The sequence below is a fragment of the Pandoraea pneumonica genome (genome assembly GCF_902459645.1).
GTDB classification, from domain to species: Bacteria; Pseudomonadota; Gammaproteobacteria; order Burkholderiales; family Burkholderiaceae; genus Pandoraea; species Pandoraea pneumonica.
On record NZ_CABPSK010000004.1, the window covers coordinates 645,444 to 665,144 of the forward strand.

General features: G+C 62.1%; 21 protein-coding genes. 9 read left to right on the forward strand and 12 right to left on the reverse strand.

Going from position 1 to position 19,701, the window contains the following annotated elements; all coding sequences use genetic code 11:
• Window positions 1-165: 165 nt before the first annotated feature.
• A complete protein-coding gene (locus tag PPN31114_RS22000; RefSeq protein WP_217426975.1) occupies window positions 166-855 on the forward strand; it encodes a hypothetical protein in 690 nt (229 codons plus the stop codon).
• Between the two features lie 150 nt (window positions 856-1,005).
• On the opposite strand, the gene msrA is transcribed toward PPN31114_RS22000, so the two are convergent.
• The 10 genes from msrA to PPN31114_RS22050 all read right to left on the reverse strand — a co-directional run bounded on the left by msrA (window position 1,006) and on the right by PPN31114_RS22050 (window position 10,786).
• Window positions 1,006-1,575 carry a peptide-methionine (S)-S-oxide reductase MsrA gene (gene msrA, locus PPN31114_RS22005; RefSeq protein WP_150681623.1) on the reverse strand — a complete coding sequence of 190 codons (570 nt, stop codon included), beginning with the start codon at window positions 1,573-1,575 and terminating at the stop codon, window positions 1,006-1,008.
• Between the two features lie 171 nt (window positions 1,576-1,746).
• A complete protein-coding gene (hutG, locus tag PPN31114_RS22010) occupies window positions 1,747-2,694 on the reverse strand; it encodes a formimidoylglutamase (RefSeq protein WP_150681624.1) in 948 nt (315 codons plus the stop codon).
• Window positions 2,695-2,713: 19 nt separating this feature from the next.
• A complete protein-coding gene (locus PPN31114_RS22015; RefSeq protein ID WP_150681625.1) occupies window positions 2,714-3,490 on the reverse strand; it encodes an amino acid ABC transporter ATP-binding protein in 777 nt (258 codons plus the stop codon).
• Window positions 3,487-4,155: an amino acid ABC transporter permease gene (locus tag PPN31114_RS22020; RefSeq protein ID WP_150681626.1), complete on the reverse strand. Its 669-nt coding sequence runs from the start codon at window positions 4,153-4,155 to the stop codon at window positions 3,487-3,489. Before PPN31114_RS22020 ends, PPN31114_RS22015 begins: the two co-directional genes overlap by 4 nt.
• Before the next feature lie 137 nt (window positions 4,156-4,292).
• Window positions 4,293-5,030: a transporter substrate-binding domain-containing protein gene (locus PPN31114_RS22025; RefSeq protein WP_058377681.1), complete on the reverse strand. Its 738-nt coding sequence runs from the start codon at window positions 5,028-5,030 to the stop codon at window positions 4,293-4,295.
• A gap of 37 nt (window positions 5,031-5,067) precedes the next feature.
• Window positions 5,068-5,814: an IclR family transcriptional regulator gene (locus PPN31114_RS22030; RefSeq protein ID WP_150681627.1), complete on the reverse strand. Its 747-nt coding sequence runs from the start codon at window positions 5,812-5,814 to the stop codon at window positions 5,068-5,070.
• A gap of 244 nt (window positions 5,815-6,058) precedes the next feature.
• Window positions 6,059-7,609 (reverse strand): class I adenylate-forming enzyme family protein, encoded by a 1,551-nt coding sequence (locus PPN31114_RS22035; protein ID WP_150681628.1) that lies wholly within the window; start codon window positions 7,607-7,609, stop codon window positions 6,059-6,061.
• A 39-nt stretch (window positions 7,610-7,648) separates the two neighbouring features.
• Window positions 7,649-8,893: an acyl-CoA dehydrogenase family protein gene (locus tag PPN31114_RS22040; protein WP_150681629.1), complete on the reverse strand. Its 1,245-nt coding sequence runs from the start codon at window positions 8,891-8,893 to the stop codon at window positions 7,649-7,651.
• Between the two features lie 16 nt (window positions 8,894-8,909).
• The gene (locus tag PPN31114_RS22045; protein ID WP_150681630.1) at window positions 8,910-9,743 is read right to left on the reverse strand and encodes an alpha/beta fold hydrolase; all 834 of its coding nucleotides are present in this window, start codon (window positions 9,741-9,743) and stop codon (window positions 8,910-8,912) included.
• A complete protein-coding gene (locus tag PPN31114_RS22050; protein WP_150681631.1) occupies window positions 9,740-10,786 on the reverse strand; it encodes a 2,5-dihydroxypyridine 5,6-dioxygenase NicX family protein in 1,047 nt (348 codons plus the stop codon). Before PPN31114_RS22050 ends, PPN31114_RS22045 begins: the two co-directional genes overlap by 4 nt.
• A 160-nt stretch (window positions 10,787-10,946) precedes the next feature.
• On the opposite strand from PPN31114_RS22050, the gene PPN31114_RS22055 reads away from it, so the two are divergent.
• The 5 genes from PPN31114_RS22055 (at window position 10,947) to kynA (ending at window position 15,318) form a co-directional block, all read left to right on the forward strand.
• Complete coding sequence (locus tag PPN31114_RS22055) at window positions 10,947-11,465, forward strand: flavin reductase family protein (protein WP_150681632.1); 519 nt, start codon at window positions 10,947-10,949, stop codon at window positions 11,463-11,465.
• Between the two features lie 9 nt (window positions 11,466-11,474).
• Window positions 11,475-11,924, forward strand: a complete 450-nt coding sequence (locus PPN31114_RS22060) for a MarR family winged helix-turn-helix transcriptional regulator (protein WP_150681633.1) — start codon at window positions 11,475-11,477, stop codon at window positions 11,922-11,924.
• 222 nt (window positions 11,925-12,146) lie between these two features.
• Window positions 12,147-12,803, forward strand: a complete 657-nt coding sequence (gene kynB / locus PPN31114_RS22065) for an arylformamidase (protein WP_150681634.1) — start codon at window positions 12,147-12,149, stop codon at window positions 12,801-12,803.
• A gap of 250 nt (window positions 12,804-13,053) precedes the next feature.
• The gene (gene kynU / locus PPN31114_RS22070) at window positions 13,054-14,307 is read left to right on the forward strand and encodes a kynureninase (protein ID WP_150681635.1); all 1,254 of its coding nucleotides are present in this window, start codon (window positions 13,054-13,056) and stop codon (window positions 14,305-14,307) included.
• A gap of 15 nt (window positions 14,308-14,322) precedes the next feature.
• Window positions 14,323-15,318 (forward strand): tryptophan 2,3-dioxygenase, encoded by a 996-nt coding sequence (gene kynA / locus PPN31114_RS22075; protein WP_150681636.1) that lies wholly within the window; start codon window positions 14,323-14,325, stop codon window positions 15,316-15,318.
• Window positions 15,319-15,401: 83 nt separating this feature from the next.
• On the opposite strand, the gene PPN31114_RS22080 is transcribed toward kynA, so the two are convergent.
• A complete protein-coding gene (locus tag PPN31114_RS22080; RefSeq protein ID WP_150681637.1) occupies window positions 15,402-16,250 on the reverse strand; it encodes an IclR family transcriptional regulator in 849 nt (282 codons plus the stop codon).
• A gap of 202 nt (window positions 16,251-16,452) precedes the next feature.
• On the opposite strand from PPN31114_RS22080, the gene PPN31114_RS22085 reads away from it, so the two are divergent.
• Window positions 16,453-17,646: an acyl-CoA dehydrogenase gene (locus PPN31114_RS22085; protein WP_150681638.1), complete on the forward strand. Its 1,194-nt coding sequence runs from the start codon at window positions 16,453-16,455 to the stop codon at window positions 17,644-17,646.
• A 357-nt stretch (window positions 17,647-18,003) separates the two neighbouring features.
• Here PPN31114_RS22085 and PPN31114_RS22090 read toward each other — a convergent pair whose 3' ends face one another.
• Window positions 18,004-18,642: a peroxiredoxin gene (locus PPN31114_RS22090; protein WP_150681639.1), complete on the reverse strand. Its 639-nt coding sequence runs from the start codon at window positions 18,640-18,642 to the stop codon at window positions 18,004-18,006.
• A gap of 226 nt (window positions 18,643-18,868) precedes the next feature.
• Here PPN31114_RS22090 and PPN31114_RS22095 point away from each other — a divergent pair, with 226 nt between their 5' ends.
• Together PPN31114_RS22095 and PPN31114_RS22100 are read left to right on the forward strand one after the other, a co-directional pair.
• Window positions 18,869-19,168, forward strand: a complete 300-nt coding sequence (locus PPN31114_RS22095) for an ElaB/YgaM/YqjD family protein (RefSeq protein WP_150681763.1) — start codon at window positions 18,869-18,871, stop codon at window positions 19,166-19,168.
• Between the two features lie 147 nt (window positions 19,169-19,315).
• Window positions 19,316-19,699: a phage holin family protein gene (locus tag PPN31114_RS22100; RefSeq protein ID WP_150681640.1), complete on the forward strand. Its 384-nt coding sequence runs from the start codon at window positions 19,316-19,318 to the stop codon at window positions 19,697-19,699.
• The last annotated feature ends 2 nt before the right edge of the window (window positions 19,700-19,701 follow it).

Here is a 19,701-nt window from a genome sequence, read left to right on the forward strand (position 1 = left end):
ATCTGAATTCAACGCGATATTCCCCCTATGCCCAGCATTGCACTTGTCAACGCAACACCGCCATCCTGCCCCTCTGCCCCCGTTCCCACACCTTACTTTGCTGACCAGCACGCGTCCTTTGCTCACGGATTCCGCGTGGTGAGACAGTCGAGTGCGGCATCAGATATGGGCGTCCCTCCCCAAGGGGCACCGGTGCCGTCAAATAGTGAACCGTTGTCGGCCAGCACTATCGAGCACTTCCAACGCTCAGCGATTCGGTGCGAATTGGTGCCCGTCAAAAAGTATTTTTTCGAAGCGCTCATGGAACTCGTGGGGACCACGGGCGAGTGCCCGAAACCATGCCTCGCAAGCAACGCACAGTTGCGCCGCGCCCTGGTTGAGGTGCTGGCGCTGCATCCTGAAGGCGACACGATTTCGGTGGATGCCATGCTCAAAGACAGCGCGCCATCGCTGTTGCTGGACGACCCAAGCTACTCGCCCGGCACGCTCAAGGCGTTGCGCTACGACATGGGCGTGAATGCCCTAAAACAAGGGCTGTTTTCGATGAGTGGTGAGGCCCCTGCCGAAGAAGATTTTTTGTTTTTTGGTGAGAGCGAGATGATGTTTCTGAAGGACGGAAACCAGTATCGTAACGAGGTTGCTCGCCGCCATTCCACCGTCATCGGCTTTCACTACACCGCAGCAGGCATGCCCGGATATACGTTGCAGCCTGGGATGCTCAGACGGCATTCCTCATCGCTCGGGCGCATTGAAGATTTCGTGGACCATCTCGCAGCGTGTCAGCAACGCAGAGACGCGCCAACCGAGGGACGTAGTCCGTCGGCGCCTCCCTCTTCCCAGTGCACGCTTACGTGATGCGATACCTTGCTGCTTAGTACAGCCTCATGAACGCGAGTGCATTCAGGCATGTGGGTGCCCGCGCATACCGGGGTTCACACCGCGGCATGCGCGAGCGCACGGTCAAGCCGACAACGCTCGCGACGATTCGGCTTGCCGCACCAGCGCTCAAGCCGCCTTCAAGCGGCGCGAAAACTTCTCGCGGAATTTTTTGAGTTTCGGGGCGACCACGTACGCGCAATACCCTTGGTCGGGGTGCTGCACGAAGTAGTTCTGGTGATAGGCCTCGGCCGGCCAGAACGTCTGCTCGGCTACCACCTGCGTGACGATCGGTGCCGGGTACGTCATCTCTGCCATCAGTTCGGCGATCAGATGTTCGGCCACCTGCTTCTGCTTGTCGTCGTGATAGAAGATCGCCGAGCGGTATTGCGTGCCGATGTCGTTCCCCTGCCGGTTGACCGTGGTCGGATCGTGAATCGAGAAGAACACGATCAGCAATTCTTCGAAGCTGACGATGTCCGGATCGTAAGTCAGACGGACCACTTCGGCATGGCCTGTCTCGCCCTCGCAAACCTGCTCGTAGCTCGGGTTATCGACATGGCCGCCCTCGTAGCCTGAGACGACGCGCTTCACGCCGTCGAGCTGCTGGTAACAAGCCTCAAGACACCAAAAACAACCGCCAGCCAGCGTGGCCGTTTCGGTGTGGGCATCGTTTGGGGAATTCGTCTGCTCTGTCATCGTGACCTCGCTTGTCGACGTCGGACGGCGGGCCCGCTGCGAAATCCGGGTGATTTTGCGGCGGCGCACCAAAACACGTACCAAACAAATAGGGCGGGCGATCACTTCTGATCGCCCGCCCTATTGTCGCGCAGAATTTCCGCGATTGGCGCAAATAACCTTGCGCCGCCCTCAGTTCTGCAATTGCGTAATCAACGGATGCAGCAGACGTGCGCCGACGCGCGCCGTCAGGCCATCGCGGTCGTACGTCGGGTTGTACTCAGCGATGTCCGCCACGCGCAGCTTGCCCGAGCGGCGCACCACGCCAATCAGCGCTTCGACGACTTCGAGCGCCACGCCGTGCGCTGCCGGTGCCGACACGCCCGGCGCTTTCTCGCCCGGCAACACGTCCATATCGATCGTCAGGTAGACATGGCTCACGCGCTCGAGCTTCTTCTCGAGCTGCTCGCACATCTCCGGCAGACGGTGCGCGAGCATCGCGTCGTCCATCCAGAAATCCACGCCCAATTCCTTCGCACGCTCGAACAACGCCTCGGTGTTGCTGTAGCGGCTCACGCCCAGACACGCGTAATGGAACGGTGCCTGACGACCGGCGAGCAACTGCGAGATTTGCCAGAACGGCGTGCCCGAGCTGGCCGTCGGTTGCGCGCGCAAGTCGAAGTGCGCATCGAAATTGAGGATGAGAATCGGCTCGTCGCGCAGGCGATCGCCAAAATGCTCGGCCACGCCAAGGAACGTGCCGTACGCGATCTCGTGTCCGCCACCGAGCACCACCGGGCGAGCACCCGCCGCGAGCACTTCCGCGACGCGATGGCCCAATGCGGCTTGCGCCGCCTCGAGGCGATCGTCGGCGCACACGATGTTGCCGCCGTCGAACACGGCCGGTGTGCCCTGCACGGGCAAGCTCGCCAATGCACGACGCAGCATGTCGGGACCAGCCACCGCGCCCTGACGTCCATGATTGCGGCGCACGCCTTCGTCACTGCAAAAACCCAGCACGACCGCGCCGCCGGCAACCGCTGCCGCGTCGTAGTCGCGCAGCACCTGATGCAAACGCAGGGTGTGTCCGGCTTCGCCGGTATCTACGCGGCCTTGCCAGACCGTTCGATCGATTGTCATACGTGTACCTGCCTTGCCCTTACCGTGCGATCACTGCTTGCAGAAACTCACGCGTACGCGCTTCACGCGGTGCGGTGAAAATCTGTTCGGGCGAGCCCGCTTCGATGATGCGGCCTTGATCCATCACGACCACCACATCGGCCACTTCGCGCGCGAATCCCATTTCGTGCGTCACCACCAGCATGGTCATGCCGTCGTTGGCGAGCGCCTTCATCACTTGCAGCACTTCGCCCACGAGTTCCGGGTCGAGCGCCGACGTCGGCTCGTCGAAGAGCATGACCTGCGGTTGCATCGCCAGCGCGCGGGCAATCGCCACACGCTGCTTCTGGCCGCCGGACAGCGTGCCCGGGAACACGTCGGCCTTGGCGGCAAGCCCCACTTTCGCGAGCAGTTCGCGAGCGAGCTTTTCGGCGTCTGCGCCCTTCATGCCGCGCAGCTTCTTCGGGGCGAGCGTGACGTTCTCGAGCACCGTCAAATGCGGGAACAGGTTGAACGACTGGAACACCATGCCCACTTCGGTACGCAGTGCGTTGAGTGCGTTCTCGCCCATCATCTTGCCGTGATCGACGAGCTTCTTGCCGACGATCTCGATGGTGCCCTGCTCGGCCGTTTCCAGCCCGTTGCAGCAGCGCAGGAACGTGCTCTTACCCGAGCCGCTCGGCCCGATGACGACCACCACCTGACGCGCATCGACTTCGAAGTCGATGCCCTTGAGCACCTGATGGCTGCCGTAAGCCTTGCCCAGCCCTTCGATCTTGAGGATCGGCGCGCCGATGTCTTTCTTCACATTGCTCATTGCACGGCACCTCCGGCACGCAGGGACTTCTCGGCGCGCTGCAACAGCAGCGTGGTGGTGCCGGTCAGAATCAGATAAACAAAAGCAATCGCCAGATACACTTCCAGCGAGCGATACGACACGCTGATGATCTTCTGGCCTTCGTGCATCACGTCGTGAATGGTGAGCAGCGAGACGAGCGCAGAGTTCTTGATCAACGCGATGAATTCGTTACCCAGCGGCGGAATCATGCGCACGATGGCTTGCGGCAGAATCACCGAGCGCATCGCCATGCCGTAGGGCATACCGAGCGAGCGGGCGGCTTCCATCTGGCCGCGCTCGATCGATTGAATGGCGCCACGCACGATTTCCGAGACATAGGCACCGCTATAGATGCCAAGGCCCAGCACACCGCACAGGAACGCCGGCAGCAGAATGTTGAACTGCGGCAGACCGAAGAACAGGATAAAGAGCTGCACCAGCAGCGGCGTGCCACGAATGAACGTGACATAAATCGTGCAGATGCCGTAGCGGATGCGGTGCGCCGGGTTCAGGCGGCCCATGCCGACCAGCAAGCCCAACACGCAGCCCAGTGCCAGTGCGCAAATCGTTACCTCGACGGTAACAAGCGCGCCGTGCGCGAGGTCTTGCCAGTTTGCCCACACCGGCGAAAAATCGAGTTCCATGCGTACTCCGTCAGTTGCTCTACTGCTTTATTGCGACTTTCTTGCCGCTGCCGACCTGCGACCGGGCGAGGCGTCTGCCCGGTCTCAGATCATTGCGGCTTGCGTACTTTTACTTCGTCGTACTGCTTCCGTCGTACTTACTTCGACGTACCGAAGTACTTCGTCACCAGCGCGGCGTAGGTGCCGTCGGCGCGAATCTTTTCCAACGCTTGGTTCATTTCGTTGGTCAGTTCGGTATCGCTCTTACGCACGGCGAAACCGTAACGTTCGATCGTCAGCGTCTTGTCGAGCACCTTCACGCCCGGACGTGCCTTGGCGTACAGCAGCGCTGCCGGCTTGCCGGTCACCGCGGCGTCAGCACGGCCGATTTCCACCAGGTTGAACATTTCCTGGTTCTTCTCGACTTCCACGCGTTGCACCTTCGGGTAGTTTTCCGTCAGGAACTGCACCGACTTCGTGCCCACCTGCACCGACACCTTCTTGCCGTTCAGATCGGCCGGTTCTTTGATGGTGTTGTTATCCGCCTTGACCATGATGGCCAGACCGCCCGTGTAGTACGGGTGCGTGAAGTTCACCACCTTCAGACGCTCGTCGGTGATGTAGATGGCCGACGCAGCGACGTCCACACGCTTCGATTGGAGTGCCGGAATCAGGCCCTTGAAGTCGATGTCGGTCCATTCGACCTTCTTGCCCATTGCCTTGCCGAGCGCTTCGATCATTTCCACGTCGAAGCCGGTGCGCTTACCGTTTTCCACATATTCGAACGGCGGGAAGGTGGCATCGGTGGCGACGCGCAGCACGTCGTCAGCCGCGAAAACCTTGCTCGAACACGTGACGGCCAGCGCCATCGTGAACAGAATGTGACGCAATTTCATCTGGTACTCCTTCGTGTAGTCTCGGTCGGGTAACCGGTTAAAAGTATTGCAATCGGTTCGAAATACGCTCGGCTGCCGCCACGGTCAGGCGGATCAGCTCTTCGTGGCGCTGAGCCACGCGCACGGCCGGCGCCATCAGCGTGATGGTGCCCTCCAGACGCTCTTTCGCGGCAAACACCGGGGCCGACACGCCCCAGACGCCGAAATCCACTTCACTCTCGGACACCGCGTAGCGCTGCTTACGAATCTCTTCGACCTGCGCGATCAGTCGCTCCTGCGCGACCGGTTGACCCGCCAGTTGGCGGCCGATCAGGCTCTCGCGAGTGGCTTGCGGCAGGAAGGACAACAAGGCCTTGGCCGATGCGCCATGCACCAACGGATGGGCGCGGCCTTTTGCGAACGAGCAACGCAGCGACTGCTCGCTCTCGTGCATGTCGAGGCAAACCACCTGACCATTGGCCGCTACGAGCAAGCCGACGGTCTCGCCGGTGCGTTGCACGAGGGCATCGATTTCTTCACGCGCCTGCGTGACAAGATGCGAGTTGTGGTCGAAACCCCACGCCAGTTGCACGCCGACCGGACCCGGTTCATACAACGCCTCGTGGGCGTGTTCCTGCACCAAGCCCCACTTCTTCAGGGGTACGAGGTGGCGGTAAACCGTGGAGAGCGGCAGGCTCGTCTGCGCGGCGATCTCGCGTGCCGCGATCGGTCGTCCGTGACGCGCTACGGTCACAAGGACCTGTAAAACGCGTTCAGAGACCGAGTGAGCTTCGGTGGTGTCCATCGTCCTAAAAACCAGAAAAAAGCAAAAGAATCGACGTGGTTGAACGCCGATGACGACATGGGCGTATCTTGCGATGAGATTCCCAAAGTAAAAAATGAAATTCCCAGCGGATGATAACAAAATGGGCAATTACGCATAGGGACTTTCCCTTATGCAGTGCGCAATGCGCGAAAGCAAAAGCGCCGAACCCCTTGATGCACAAGGGGTTCGGCGCTTTTTTAGACGATTCGAAGGAGTCTTCGGATTATCGACTGTCAGTTGCGATTGATGTGGCGGGCTGTTTCGATAGCCATGCGGTGAGAATCGGTTTTTGCACTTTCCCAAGCGCGCTCTTCGGTAACGCGTCGACGATCACCACACGGCGCGGCAATTTGAAGCGCGCGATGCGAGTGCCGAGAAAGTCGAGCACTGCCTGCGATGTCACTTCCACGGACGGTGCGGCGACGATCGCGGCTACCGGCACCTCGCCCCAACGCTCATCGGCAATGCCGACCACTGAAGCTTCCAGCACGCCCGGGCAGTCCACCAGCGCATTCTCGATTTCCGCCGGATAGATGTTCTCGCCGCCCGAGATGATCATGTCTTTGCTGCGGCCCACCACCTCGAAATAACCATCGTCGCGCAGTCGCGCAAGGTCGCCCGAGCGGAACCAGCCGTCGACGAACGCCGTATGTTGCGGCGCGCGCCAGTACTCGCGCATCACGTTCGGGGCGCGAATGAGAATTTCGCCCACCTCGCCCGGCGCTACGTCGATACCAGCGCCATCCGCCAGACGCACTTCCACGGCGGGGCAGGCTCGGCCGACGGTACCGGGATGTTCCCGCGCCTCGCCGAAGCGAAGCGCAATCGACACCGGGCCGGTTTCCGTCGCCCCATACACCTGACCCAGCGGAATGCCACGCGCGTGAAACGCCTCGATGGCCGAGAGCGGCACCACGGACGAGCCCGCCATCACACCGCGCAACGACGACAGATCGGCCGCCGCCCATGCCGGATGCAATTGCACCGCGCGCATGGTGGCCGGGACCATCAACGAAAGTGTCGGGCGGCGCGATGCCACGTCGGCCAGCCATGCCGCCGGGTCGAAACGCGGATGCAGCGTCACGCTCGCCCCACACAGCAACGCAGGCAACGTCTGAATGCACAGCCCACCCACGTGGAACATCGGCAGCGTCGAGAGCACGTGATCGTCGGCACGCATGTCGTGCGCCCACCAACTGGCCTCCGCGTTGGCAAGCAACCCGGACTGCGTATGCAACGCGCCCTTCGGCTCCCCCGTCGTGCCCGATGTGTAAGCGAGCAGCACGGGCGCGTCGGGCTGCACGTCGGGATAGTCGACCGGCTTGATCGACGGCACAGCAATCAGCCCTTCGATGGGCGCGATAGCCGATGGCGGGAGATCGGTGATGGCGTCTTGTTCGAGCGCGTCACGAATCTCGCGGGCGGCGTCGCGATGCGCTGCGTCGAACCACAGCACGCGCACGCCCGCATGGCGCACGATGGCGGCAAGCTCCGGCACGGCTAGCCGGAAGTTCAGCGGCAGGAAAATCGCCCCGGCACGTGCGCACGCGAACAGCAACGCAATCTGCAACTCGTCGTTCAGGCCGAGACAGGCAATACGGTCGCCCGGCGCGATGCGCCAGGTCTCGCGCAGATGCCCGCCCACACGTTCGATACGTCGCCACAACGCGGCGTAGTCAGTCTCTTCGGCTCGCTGGCCGACACCGCAACGCAGCGCCAGCCGCTTGGGCGTGGCGCGCGCATGACGGGCGAGCGCTTCTACAAAAGGCGTCAACTTGTCCTCCGCGACAAGTGGGGGTTCAGCGGGCCCAGCTCACTCGTCGCGTTCGCCCGGTTCGTACAGCGCCTCGCGGCCGATGCGATCGAGACACAGCTCGGCCGTCCACGGCAGCATCAGTGCGCCGCAACGCGAGTCGCGATACATCCGTTCGAGTGGCAGCGTCTTGAGCATCGACTGTCCGCCGCACGTGCGAATCGCCAGACGGCACATCTCGTTGGCGTTCTCCATGATCGTGTACTGCGCGGCGTAAGCCCGCAGACGCGCTTCCTTGCCTGGATCGGCGCGGCCGTCCTGCAATGCGCGCAGGAACAGCGCACGCGTTTGCTCGAGCATGATGTGCATCTGCGCCACAGCAATCTGCTTGGTCGGGTACATGCGGCGTTTGACCGGTGCGCCCATGCCTTCGGCTTCGCCACGCAGATACTTCACCGTGAAGTCGTACGCAGCCTGCGCGATACCCATGTACGTCGGCGCAAGCGTCATGAACATGTGCGGCCAGCGGCTCGCGGCTTGATAGTAGACACCGCGCGGCATGAGTTGCAGTTCATCCGGCACGAACACGTCTTTGAACAGCAGCGTACGCGAGACCGTGCCGCGCATGCCCAAGGGGTCCCAATCGCCGGTGACCGTCACGCCCGGCGCGTCGCCTGGCACGGCGATGTACATCGTGTCCTTCATCGACAATTCGGGCTTGTCTTCGGTGCAAAGCACGCCGTAGTAATTGGCGGCGCCCGAGAGCGAGGCGAAAATTTTGCGCCCGTTGATCATCCAGCCGCCGTCGACCTTCGTGGCCGTCGTGCCGAACGGTGCCTTGCCTGCGGCCGCCGCGCTGCCTTCGGAGAACGGCTGCGCGTAGACCGCGCCGTCTTGCGTCACGCGCGCGAAATGATGCTCACGATAGCGAGCGTGCTCGGTGCGCTGCTCGTCCGTCATGTCGAGATCGTCGGCCAAGATGCCGGTCCACATCATCGAACACGTATGCATGTTGAACGTGAGCGCGGTGGCACCGCAATGCCGTCCCAGTTCCGCCGACACCATCATGTAAGTCGCGAAGTCCGCACCCAACCCGCCATGCGCCTCGGGAATGCAGAGCTTGAGCAGCCCGGCAGCGCGCATATCGTCGTAGTTCTCGAACGGGAACGTGGCCTCGCGGTCCCAGCGCGCGGCGCGCGGGGCGAGCGACTCGCGTCCGACCTGTTCGGCCAGCGCCAACAGACGGCGTTGCTTGTCGGTGAGCGGATAGTGTTCGCCGACGATCGATGGGGGCTGATAGGCCACGGTTGTCTCCTGGATCCTAAAGTGTTGCGAGGAAAGCGCGCACTTCGGCGTCGAACGACGTCGCATGCGTCAGATTCATCAGATGCCCGGCGCCGGGCAGGCAGACATAACGCGCGTTCGGGATGGCTTCCGCCATGCGCGCCATGACCTTCGGCGGAGCATTCGTGTCGTGCTCACCGGCAATGAGCAGCACAGGTACGGCAAGTCGAGCCAGCGCCGCGCGTTGCTCGAAGCCGACGAGTGCCTGCAACGCCGCGCGATACGCATCGGGTGTCAGTGCGCCCATCGCGTCGACGGCGATGGCGTGCGCTTTGGTTCGCGTCGCCTCGTCGGGCTCGCCAAGCATGCTGGGCACAATGGCTTCGGCCATCTCGCGCAACGTCTTACCGGCGTCGAGCGGCGCAGTGCGCTGTCGCACGAATTCGCGTTGAAAATCGCCATCCGGCTTGCCGAAAGCGGGCGACGTGCCGCATAGCACCAGCGCCGCGATGTCACGCGTGAACGGTTCACCGCGCGCCATCAGCTCCTGCACCACCATGCCGCCCATGCTGTGACCAACCAGTACGAAGCGCGATGCGCCGGACGCCGTTGATGTGTCGAGCGCGGCGAGCGCGTTGAGCAAAGCCCGCAGGCTGTCGGCCAGCGCCGCCATCGTCGGCGCTGCGGGCATGGCGCTCTCGCCGTAGCCGGGCATATCCCATGCAACGACGCGGTGGCCTTCACGCGTGAACGTGTCGAACTGCTGCGGCCAGACGTCGCGATTGCCGCCGATGCCGTGCAGCAGCACGAGTGTCAGCGGGCCGTCGCCTTCGGCTCGGAAGGCGGGCACTGGCGTGGGGATCGCTGTCATGCGAACTCGCCTTGCAGCACGCCATCGCGCACGACGACGTTGCCGTCGAGTGCAATCGTGCAACGACGCAATGGCAGATCGAAGTGCCCCAGCGTATGACGCCCTGCCACTTCGTTCGCCCCAGTCGAATAGAGGAAGTTACCGGCGAACGCGCGCTGCTCGGTGCCGTTGCAGTCGCGTTTGTCGTAGCAGGCGAGCGCGTCCCAGCGGGCCCGCTGGTTCAGACCGAAGCCGACGTGCGACACCGCATACGCATCGCGATCGCCCCACGCCGCGAAATACTCGCGCATGAGATCCACGTCGACGCCCTCGCCTTCGATCTCGACGACGTAATCGTCTTCGATCGTCAGCGCGATGCGATCGCGTAAGTACTGTTTGAAAGTGAGATTGATGTCGCCCGGGGCCAGCACCAGTTGGCCGTTCACGCTGTGTGCCGCGGGAAACGCCAACGCCAGACCGCCCGGCCAATGCGCTACTTGTCCCGGTTTTGCACACCAGCCCCAGACACCGCCAACGCGGGCGTCGCGCAAACTGATGCGTAAATCGGTACCGGCTTGCGACGTGACGTGCATTTCTGCTGCACTGCGCAAGCGCTTGATCGCAGCACGCACTTTCGGCTCCAAGGCCGGGTCGGTCGCGCAGCGTTCGAGAATTTCGGGGTGTTCGTTGGAGACCATCAGCACGCGCGCGCCACCGCCCAGAATCTCGGGCAGTTCGGGCGCGTGTAACAGCCCTTCCACGGTGCAATCGACGACCAGCGCGGCCCCTTTGAGGGCCGCCACGACTGGGGCGAGTTGCCCCAGCGCATCGCTCGCGCCGGTGGAGCGCACGGGCACCGGCGCACTCACGCGAGGGCTCGGTATCACCAGGCGAAAAGGCCGCGCGCCGAGCGCCTGCACGGCGAGTTCGGCTAATTCCACATTGACAGGCCGGGATTGCGTTTCGGCTACAATCGCCACCACATCACCGGGTTGTATGTCGCAGCGCCGCAAGGTCTCGGCAAATACGTCGATCCACTTATGCTCGATTCGCTCGATCAGCATATCGTCTCCTGAGCGTCTGACCCTCTCGCCCGCCAGGGGCTCTGCCCCGCGGCACGACGTTGGCCGTCACGCGTCTTGTCGATCTGTTGTTCGTGCCATAGTATATGAATATTCATACAAATCAACCCGATCAAATTAGCTCGACGGGAGTGCAGGGACAGTGAACGCCAAACGCGCCACGGCGCCAGATTTCGACAGTGCTGCTTTTCGTCAAGCGCTCGGGCAATTTGCCACGGGCGTGACGGTCATTACTACACGCGCCGACGACGGCTCGCTCATCGGCATTACCGCCAGTTCGTTCAATTCGGTGTCGCTCACGCCGCCGCTCATCTTGTGGAGCCTGGCCACGCGCGCCGGCAGCATGCCGGTGTTTCGCGAGAATTCGCACTATGCGGTGAATGTGTTGGCCGCCGATCAACTCGACATCTGCCAGCGCTTTGCCACGATGAAGGGCGACCGCTTTGCCGGTGTGCCGTACACGCTGTCGGCTTCGGGCACGCCGGTGCTCGATGGCGCGCTCGCGTGGTTCGAGTGTCACAACCGCAGCCGTTACGACGAAGGCGATCACGTGATTTTCGTGGGTGAAGTGGAGCGCTGCGGTGTGCACGCCGATGTGGCCAATCGTATGCCGCTCGTCTTTCACGCCGGCGGCTTCCACAAGCCGCAATCGCTCGGGTAAGCGCAGCACATGAGCGCCGGCACACCTTTCGTCGACGACTATCTGGCGTATTTGCTGGCACGCGCCAGTACGCTGGTGTCCGATGAGTTTCATCGCGAGGTCGCGGCAGCGGGCCTTGGCGTGTCGGAGTGGCGCGTGCTTGCCACGCTCTCCGACGGCCGCGCCCGCACCATCAATCAGTTGGCGGACATCGTGCTCGCCAAACAACCGACGGTGACCAAGGTCATCGACCGGCTGGAAGCGGCAGGCGACGTGGTGCGCGGTGAAAGCGCGACCGACCGGCGTCAGTCGCTCGTCTCGCTCACCGAGGCGGGGCGCGAACTCGTGACGCCGCTGCTCGCCAGCGCGCGACGCCACGAAGCCGGGGTGCTTGCGCGCTTCGGTGCGGAGCAATCGGCACAACTCAAAGAGACACTGCGTCGCCTCATCGACGAGATGGCGCGTCCCCACAGCGAGTGATCTGGGCCGATTCAAGATCGCTCACAGCCACGTCCTAAACTTCCCCGCCCGAATCGTACGAAATTCGACCTTATCCTGATATTGTCGAATTTTGTGCCGATAATTCGACGAAAATGTTTGTGCAATTGCAAATCGCGCCGCCAAGGCCCGCGAATACGCAAGCACTTGCAACGCGAATTCTTCTAAGATGCCCTGTATCGAATCTTGTATTTGAGCAAGGCAATGACCGCACCCCAAAACCACCGCAGCGACGAGCGTCGTGTGTGGGATATCAGCGCGCCGCTCTCGGCCGACACACCGGTCTGGCCGGGCGACACCGCGTTTTCGGAAGAGGCGGTGTGGCAGATCGGTCCCGGGTGCCCGGTCAACGTCGGGCGCATCACGCTTTCGCCGCATACCGGCGCCCACGCCGATGCCCCACGTCACTACGACGAGGACGGGGCATGCATTGGTGAGGTAGCGCTCGACACCTATCTGGGACCGTGCCGCGTCATTCATTGCATTGGCGCATCGCCCGTGGTCACGCCGGAGATGGTCGCTGCCCATCTGAACGATTTACCCCCGCGCGTCTTGCTGCGCACTTATGAGCGTGCCCCGATCGCTCGCTGGGACAGCGCGTTCTGCGCCGTCGCGCCTGAGACCATCGATTTGCTGGCCTCGCATGGCGTGAAACTCGTGGGCATCGACACGCCGTCGCTCGATCCGCAGGAAAGCAAAACGATGGATGCGCACCACCGGATTCGCGCCCATCGCATGGCCATTCTCGAAGGACTGGTGCTCGACGCGATTGCGCCCGCCGATTACGAACTGATCGCGCTGCCGCTCAAGTTCATGCGTCTCGATGCCAGCCCTGTGCGCGCCGTGTTGCGCTCGCTTTGAGCGCGATGACTTGCGTCGCGTTGCAACGTAACGCCTTCGGCCAATCAGGACGCTAGTCACCAACGAACATACAGAGCCACGCGCAGCCACATCGGACAGATTTATTGATTTGGACTGACGCGGGCCGTACAAGAGGCATCGACGTATCTCGGAAGTACGCGGCTTGTGAGCCGACGGCGACGACGATGACCTTGCACTTCACCAACCCTTTCGATTTTTAACGCATTGTCTTTACTCAAGAACCGACACCATGACGTCTTCTCGCAATGACTGTTTGGCCCTCGACGCGGCCGATCCGCTTGCCCCGCTGCGCGCACAGTTCGACCTGCCGCAAGGCGTGATTTATCTCGATGGCAACTCGCTGGGCGCGCGTCCGATCGCCGCTGCCAAGCGCGCACAGGAAGTGATTACCGGTGAATGGGGCAATGGCCTGATTCGCAGCTGGAACGATGCCAACTGGTTCGCGCTGCCGCGCACGCTGGGCGATGCGATGGCACCGATCGTCGGCGCCGGTAAGGGCGAAGTCGTGGTAACCGACACCACGTCGAGCAACCTGTTCAAGGTGATGGCTGCGGCGCTGGACGCCCAACGCACGCGTTCGCCGCAACGTAAGGTGGTGGTCTCCGAGCGCAGCAACTTCCCGACCGATCTGTACATCGTGCAAGGCCTCACGCGCCTGCTCGACGACGGCTACTCGCTGCGCCTGATCGACTCGCCGGCCGAGCTGGTGGGCGCATTGGGCGATGACGTCGCTGTGGTGCTGCTCACGCACGTGAACTACCGCACGGGCGCAATGTACGACATGGCTGCGCGCACTGCCGAGATTCATGCTGCCGGCGCCCTTGCGGTGTGGGATCTGTGCCACTCGGCCGGTGCAGTGCCTGTCGATCTGAACGGCGCGAACGCCGACTACGCGGTCGGTTGCACGTACAAGTATCTGAACGGCGGCCCGGGCTCGCCCGCGTTCGTGTGGGTGAACAAGCGTCACCAAGACACGTTCTGGCAACCGCTGTCGGGCTGGTGGGGTCACCGCACGCCGTTCGCGATGACGCCGGAATACACGCCGGACGACGGCATCGGCCGTTATCTCTGTGGCACGCAGCCGATCGTCTCGCTGGCGCTCGTGCAGTGTGGACTGGATATCTTCGCGCAAACGTCGATGGACGCCCTGCGCCGCAAGTCGCTCGCGTTGACCGATCTGTTTATCAAGCTGGTGGAAGAGCGTTGCAGCGAGTTCCCGCTCAACCTCGTGACGCCGCGCAATCACGCCGATCGTGGCTCGCAGGTGAGCTTCGAGCATCCGGAAGGTTTCGCTGTCATTCAGGCGCTGATCGCCCGTGGCGTGATTGGCGATTACCGTGAGCCGCGCATCATGCGCTTCGGTATGACGCCGCTGTACACGAGCTTTGCCGACGTGTGGGATTCGGTCGAGATTCTGCGCGACGTACTCACCACCGGTTCGTGGGACAAGCCCGAATTCCATCGCCGTGGCACGGTGACCTAAGCAGGAGCAGTACGCATGACAAAGACATCTTCCCCCGCAAGCAACGTGCACGATCTCCCGGGCCAGGCGTCAAAAGCGTCTGATACGCCGCAGGGCGGTTGTCCGTTCGGGCATGGCGCATCGGCCGACGCACCGGCGGCGGGCAGTGCTTCTGCCAACACAGATGCGACCGCCGCCGCTGCGGCGGGCGACCCGCAGTGGCACGACGCTCAGCTCGATTTCTCGAAAAGCATGAGCTATGGCGACTACCTGTCGCTCGATCCGATTCTCAACGCGCAGCATCCGCGCTCGACCGACCACAACGAGATGCTGTTCATCATCCAGCATCAGACGAGCGAGTTGTGGATGAAGCTGGCGTTGTACGAGTTGCAGGCGGCGCGCACCGCCGTGCATAACGATGCGTTGCCGCCAGCGTTCAAGATGCTCGCGCGCGTGTCGCGCATTCTCGAGCAACTGGTGCAGGCGTGGAGCGTGCTCGCCACAATGACGCCGTCGGAGTATTCGTCCATGCGGCCCTCGTTGGGGAGCTCGTCGGGCTTCCAGTCGTATCAGTACCGCATTCTTGAATTCATGCTGGGCAACAAGAACGCGGCGATGCTCAAGCCTCACGAGCATCGTCCGGACTTGTTCAAGCAGGTGGAAGCGGCACTGAACGCGCCGTCGTTCTATGACGAGGTGGTGCGCTTGCTGGCGCGTCGCGGGTTTGCCATTGCACCGGAGCGGCTCGAACGCGACTGGACGTTGCCCACACCGCACGACAAGAGCGTCGAGGCGGCATGGCTCGAGGTGTATCGCAATCCGTCGCAGCACTGGGAGCTGTACGAGATGGCCGAGGAACTGGTCGATCTCGAAGATGCGTTCCGTCAATGGCGCTTCCGCCACGTGACGACCGTCGAGCGCATCATTGGCTTCAAGCAAGGAACGGGCGGCACGAACGGCGCCCCTTACCTGCGCAAGATGCTAGACGTGGTGCTGTTCCCTGAGCTTTGGCACGTGCGCACGTTGCTGTGATGGGGTTGATGTCTTGATGTGACAATGCCGGTGGTTCATCCACCGGCATTTTGCTTTCTACGGCCTGGTTTGCGCTGTGACGCTCACGCCTGGCCGATCAGCCGCGCTGCCAATTGCTTCAAGCGCGGGCCAATCTCATCGCGAAATACCGCGTCGGGAATCGACGACGACGGCCCGCTGCAACTGATCGCCAGCCAACGATTCTGACGCACATCGCGCAGCGGCACGGCGACCGCATTCACGCCCTCGTGCCATTCGCGAAACGAGTAGCAGCACCCTTCGCGTTTGTAAGTCTCCAGCCCCCGATCCACGCTCTTCTCCAGCGCATCCCAGCCGATATTGCGTAATGCGGCGGGGTTTGCGTCGTACGCGTCGCGCAGGTCGGCGAGCATCATCTCGCGCTCGGTGGGCGTCATCACCGCCAAGTAGACGCGCCCCATCGAACTCGTCAGCATAGAAAGACGCGACCCTGCCGTGAGCCCCAGCGTGAGGTGCGCGGCGTCGCTGCGAATGGTTTCGAGATACATCATGTCGAGGCCCTCGCGGCAGCCGAGCGAAATCGAACAGCCCATTTCCTTCGCCAGTGCGCGCATGTGCGGGCGGGCAAGCGTGAGCATGTCGGTGCCGTTCAGGAATGCGTAGCCCAGCGCCAAGACCCCGGCGTCGAGCGCATATTTACCGAGGTCCACGTCGTAGCGCAGATAGCCGAGTTCGGTGAGCGTGTAGGCCAGACGGCTCACGGTTGCCTTGGGCAAACCGGTGCGTGCCGCGAAGTCACGGTTGCCCAACAGAGCGTCGTCGGGACCGAAGGCACGCAACAATTCGAGCCCCCGCGCGAGCGCCGTCACGAACTTGCGCTCGTCGTGCGAGGGCGGCACGCCGTGCGCCGGCGCACCAGCAAAGGCAGACAGAGAAGTTTTGACCACAGCCATCGCGCACCCCGCGTCAAGAAATGAAGGACGGCCAGTGCACGCACTGGCCGTTGCCGAACAAAAAACTTTAGTGCTAAACTAACTTCGATTTCAGAACATTGTTCCGCATTGCGGAACTTTCGTCAAGACGTCGATTTCGGCATTCCGCAGAATCGACACAGGTCGCAAGACTGTTTCACGAGGACATCGGAGGAGATAGGTCATGGCAGGCAACGCACAGTTTCATTGGGAAGATCCGCTGCTGCTCGACGCACAGCTCACTAGCGACGAGCGCATGATTCGCGATGCCGCCGCTGCTTACTCGAACGACAAGCTCATGCCGCGCGTGCTCGAGGCATTCCGTCACGAACGCACCGACGCTGCGATCTTCCGCGAGATGGGTGAAATCGGCCTACTCGGCCCGACCATTCCCGAGGAATACGGCGGCCCCGGCCTGAGCTACGTGGCCTACGGTCTGATCGCGCGCGAAGTGGAGCGTGTCGATTCGGGTTACCGCTCGATGATGTCGGTGCAGTCGTCGCTCGTGATGGTGCCGATCTATGAATTCGGCACTGAAGCGCAGAAACAGAAATACCTGCCGAAGCTGGCCAGCGGCGAATGGATCGGTTGCTTCGGCCTGACCGAACCGAACCATGGCTCCGACCCCGCCGGCATGATTACGCGCGCCAAGAAGGTCGCGGGCGGCTTCGAACTGAGCGGCAGCAAGATGTGGATCACCAACTCGCCGATCGCCGACGTTTTCGTGGTGTGGGCGAAGCTCGCCGACGACAACGGCGAAGAGAAGATCCGCGGCTTCATTCTGGAAAAGGGCTGGAAGGGACTGTCGGCGCCTGCGATCCACGGCAAGGTGGGCCTGCGTGCATCGATCACCGGCGAAATCGTGCTGGATCAGGTGTTCGTGCCGGAAGAAAACCTGATGCCGGGCGCTTCGGGCTTGAAGGGTCCGTTCACGTGCCTGAACTCGGCGCGTTACGGTATCGCCTGGGGGGCGCTCGGTGCCGCCGAATACTGCTGGCATACGGCACGTCAATACGTGCTCGATCGTCAACAATTCGGCCGTCCGCTCGCCGCCAATCAGCTGATTCAGAAAAAGCTCGCCGACATGCAGACGGAAATCACGCTGGGTCTGCAAGGCTGCCTGCGCCTCGGCCGCATGAAGGACGGAGGGACCGCCGCCGTCGAGATCACGTCGATCATGAAACGTAATTCGTGCGGCAAGGCACTCGACGTGGCCCGTCTCGCGCGCGACATGCTCGGCGGCAACGGTATCTCGGACGAGTTCGGGATCGCGCGCCACCTCGTGAACCTCGAAGTGGTCAACACGTACGAAGGCACGCACGATATCCACGCGCTGATTCTCGGACGCGCACAAACCGGCATTCAGGCGTTCTTCTGATCCGGTAGCCCGGTAGGCCCGGACGCAAGGGCGAGCCGGGCGGCATCGGTCATCGGTGCCGTCTTGGTTTGCGCTTCGCCGGGCTTGTCAGCGTTTTTGGCATTGTTGGACTTGTCGGGTACGCGTCGTTCTCAGGCCGCGTGTTGCGGGCCGTCAATCCCCCGAGCAACGGCGCGTACCCGACAAGCCTGCGATAGCTAACGTCGCATTCGCTTCTTCTCTTCTTCGCATCGCCCTCGCCACCCCCGTCATTCCGTGCCACCCCATGCCATCGGGATGGCCAAACAAAAAGCCAGCTCTCGCGAGCTGGCTTTTTTGTGTCCTCCGGCGACGTAGTCACCGGATACGCGTGGCCGATTACTTGTTCGGCTGCGGCGTCAGGCGCAGGTACGGGCGCACGGCCTTATAGCCCTTCGGGAATTTTTCCTTGAGCACGGCTTCGTCCTTGAGCGACGGCACGATCACCACGTCTTCGCCATCTTTCCAGTTGCCCGGGGTGGCGACCGAGTAGTTGTCGGTCAGTTGCAGCGAGTCGATGACGCGCAGGATTTCGTCGAAGTTACGGCCCGTGCTTGCCGGGTACGTAATGATCAGACGCACTTTCTTCTTCGGATCGATCACGAACAGCGAGCGCACCGTCACGGTTTCGCTGGCGTTCGGGTGGATCATGTCGTACAGCTGCGAAACCTTGCGGTCGCCGTCAGCCAGAATCGGGAAGTTGACCGAGGTGTTCTGCGTTTCGTTGATGTCGCTGATCCAGCCCTTGTGCGACTCAGCGTCGTCCACCGACAGTGCGATGGCCTTAACGTTACGCTTCTCGAACTCGCCCTTCAGTTTGGCGGTCAGACCCAGCTCAGTTGTGCACACCGGCGTGTAGTCGGCCGGATGCGAGAACAGCACGCCCCAGCCATCGCCGAGGAATTCGTGAAACTTGATAGTGCCGACCGACGAATCCTGCTCGAAGTCGGGAGCGATGTCACCCAAACGCAAAGTCATTTACGGTCTCCTTGAGATCCTTCAACTGAGTGGACAAAGACTAAAGGATGCTAAGCTTTGCAAGAACGAATAAAAAATTGGTTGCAAATAAGTATTGGAAATATAGCGGCGCAACGGTTGTTGTTTTCTGGCAACGACACGTTGAAAGCGTTACGATAACCCCCATATCCAACCTTACCCCCTCGCATTTCCTCCCCAGCACAACGGGGTGACGATCATGTCGCAAATGCAAACCAACAAGGAGAAGTTTATGACGGATATCAAAACCGTATTGGCCGACGCCGAAGACCTGCTCAAGCAAGCCGCGAACACGACCGGCGAACGGGCCTCCGAGCTGAGCGACAAGGCGCTGGCATTGCTCAAGCAAGCCAAGGAAAAAGCCTCCGACGTGCAAGTCGTCGTGGTGGAGAAGAGCAAGCAAGCGGCTCGCGTGACCGACGACTACGTGCACGATCATCCGTGGCAAGCCGTGGGCATCGCTGCTGGCATCGGCGTGGTGGTCGGCCTGTTGCTCAACCGCAAGTAAGCACAAGTAAGCTACTGTCAGTCTGCCTTGCGCCGGTGCTTGCCGGCGCAGGATGCGCACACTGATGCTTCGCCCACTCAGCCTGAAGCGGAGCCCGCCTGACCCGCGCCAAGGCACGAAGGTTCAGGCGCCCGCTGAGTCCAGCCCATGACCGACAATGATCGCACGACCCCGCCGCGGCCTTCGCTGCGGCGCATCGCCGGCGCGTTGCTCGAGATCGTCCAGTCGCGCATCGAACTGATCGGCATCGAACTCACCGAGGAAAAAGAGCGCCTGATGGGTGTGGCCTTCCTCGGCCTTGCCGCGATGCTCTTCGGCGTTCTCGCCCTCGTCTCGCTCACCGCTTTGGTGATCGTGGTGTTCTGGGACACGTATCGTCTCCAGGCGATGACCGGCATTTTCATCGTGTATCTGCTGCTTGCCGCGTGGTGTGCGATACGCGCACGCAATATTCTGCGCGATGCCCCGATGCCGTTCGAGGCGACCTTGGCCGAGTTCGAAAAGGACCGCGACGCATTGCGTCCGGACTGAAG

Bases quoted from the DNA above. Each gene is read 5' to 3' on its own strand.
- PPN31114_RS22100 (WP_150681640.1), top strand. From the start codon at position 19,316: ATGACCGACAATGATCGCACGACCCCGCCGCGGCCTTCGCTGCGGCGC.
- PPN31114_RS22060 (WP_150681633.1), top strand. From the start codon at position 11,475: ATGAGCGCCGGCACACCTTTCGTCGACGACTATCTGGCGTATTTGCTG.
- kynA (WP_150681636.1), top strand. From the start codon at position 14,323: ATGACAAAGACATCTTCCCCCGCAAGCAACGTGCACGATCTCCCGGGC.
- PPN31114_RS22095 (WP_150681763.1), top strand. From the start codon at position 18,869: ATGCAAACCAACAAGGAGAAGTTTATGACGGATATCAAAACCGTATTG.
- PPN31114_RS22025 (WP_058377681.1), bottom strand. From the start codon at position 5,030: ATGAAATTGCGTCACATTCTGTTCACGATGGCGCTGGCCGTCACGTGT.
- PPN31114_RS22050 (WP_150681631.1), bottom strand. From the start codon at position 10,786: ATGCTGATCGAGCGAATCGAGCATAAGTGGATCGACGTATTTGCCGAG.
- PPN31114_RS22000 (WP_217426975.1), top strand. From the start codon at position 166: ATGGGCGTCCCTCCCCAAGGGGCACCGGTGCCGTCAAATAGTGAACCG.
- PPN31114_RS22020 (WP_150681626.1), bottom strand. From the start codon at position 4,155: ATGGAACTCGATTTTTCGCCGGTGTGGGCAAACTGGCAAGACCTCGCG.
- PPN31114_RS22030 (WP_150681627.1), bottom strand. From the start codon at position 5,814: ATGGACACCACCGAAGCTCACTCGGTCTCTGAACGCGTTTTACAGGTC.
- PPN31114_RS22015 (WP_150681625.1), bottom strand. From the start codon at position 3,490: ATGAGCAATGTGAAGAAAGACATCGGCGCGCCGATCCTCAAGATCGAA.
- PPN31114_RS22080 (WP_150681637.1), bottom strand. From the start codon at position 16,250: ATGGCTGTGGTCAAAACTTCTCTGTCTGCCTTTGCTGGTGCGCCGGCG.
- kynU (WP_150681635.1), top strand. From the start codon at position 13,054: ATGACGTCTTCTCGCAATGACTGTTTGGCCCTCGACGCGGCCGATCCG.
- msrA (WP_150681623.1), bottom strand. From the start codon at position 1,575: ATGACAGAGCAGACGAATTCCCCAAACGATGCCCACACCGAAACGGCC.
- PPN31114_RS22090 (WP_150681639.1), bottom strand. From the start codon at position 18,642: ATGACTTTGCGTTTGGGTGACATCGCTCCCGACTTCGAGCAGGATTCG.
- PPN31114_RS22085 (WP_150681638.1), top strand. From the start codon at position 16,453: ATGGCAGGCAACGCACAGTTTCATTGGGAAGATCCGCTGCTGCTCGAC.
- kynB (WP_150681634.1), top strand. From the start codon at position 12,147: ATGACCGCACCCCAAAACCACCGCAGCGACGAGCGTCGTGTGTGGGAT.
- hutG (WP_150681624.1), bottom strand. From the start codon at position 2,694: ATGACAATCGATCGAACGGTCTGGCAAGGCCGCGTAGATACCGGCGAA.
- PPN31114_RS22045 (WP_150681630.1), bottom strand. From the start codon at position 9,743: ATGACAGCGATCCCCACGCCAGTGCCCGCCTTCCGAGCCGAAGGCGAC.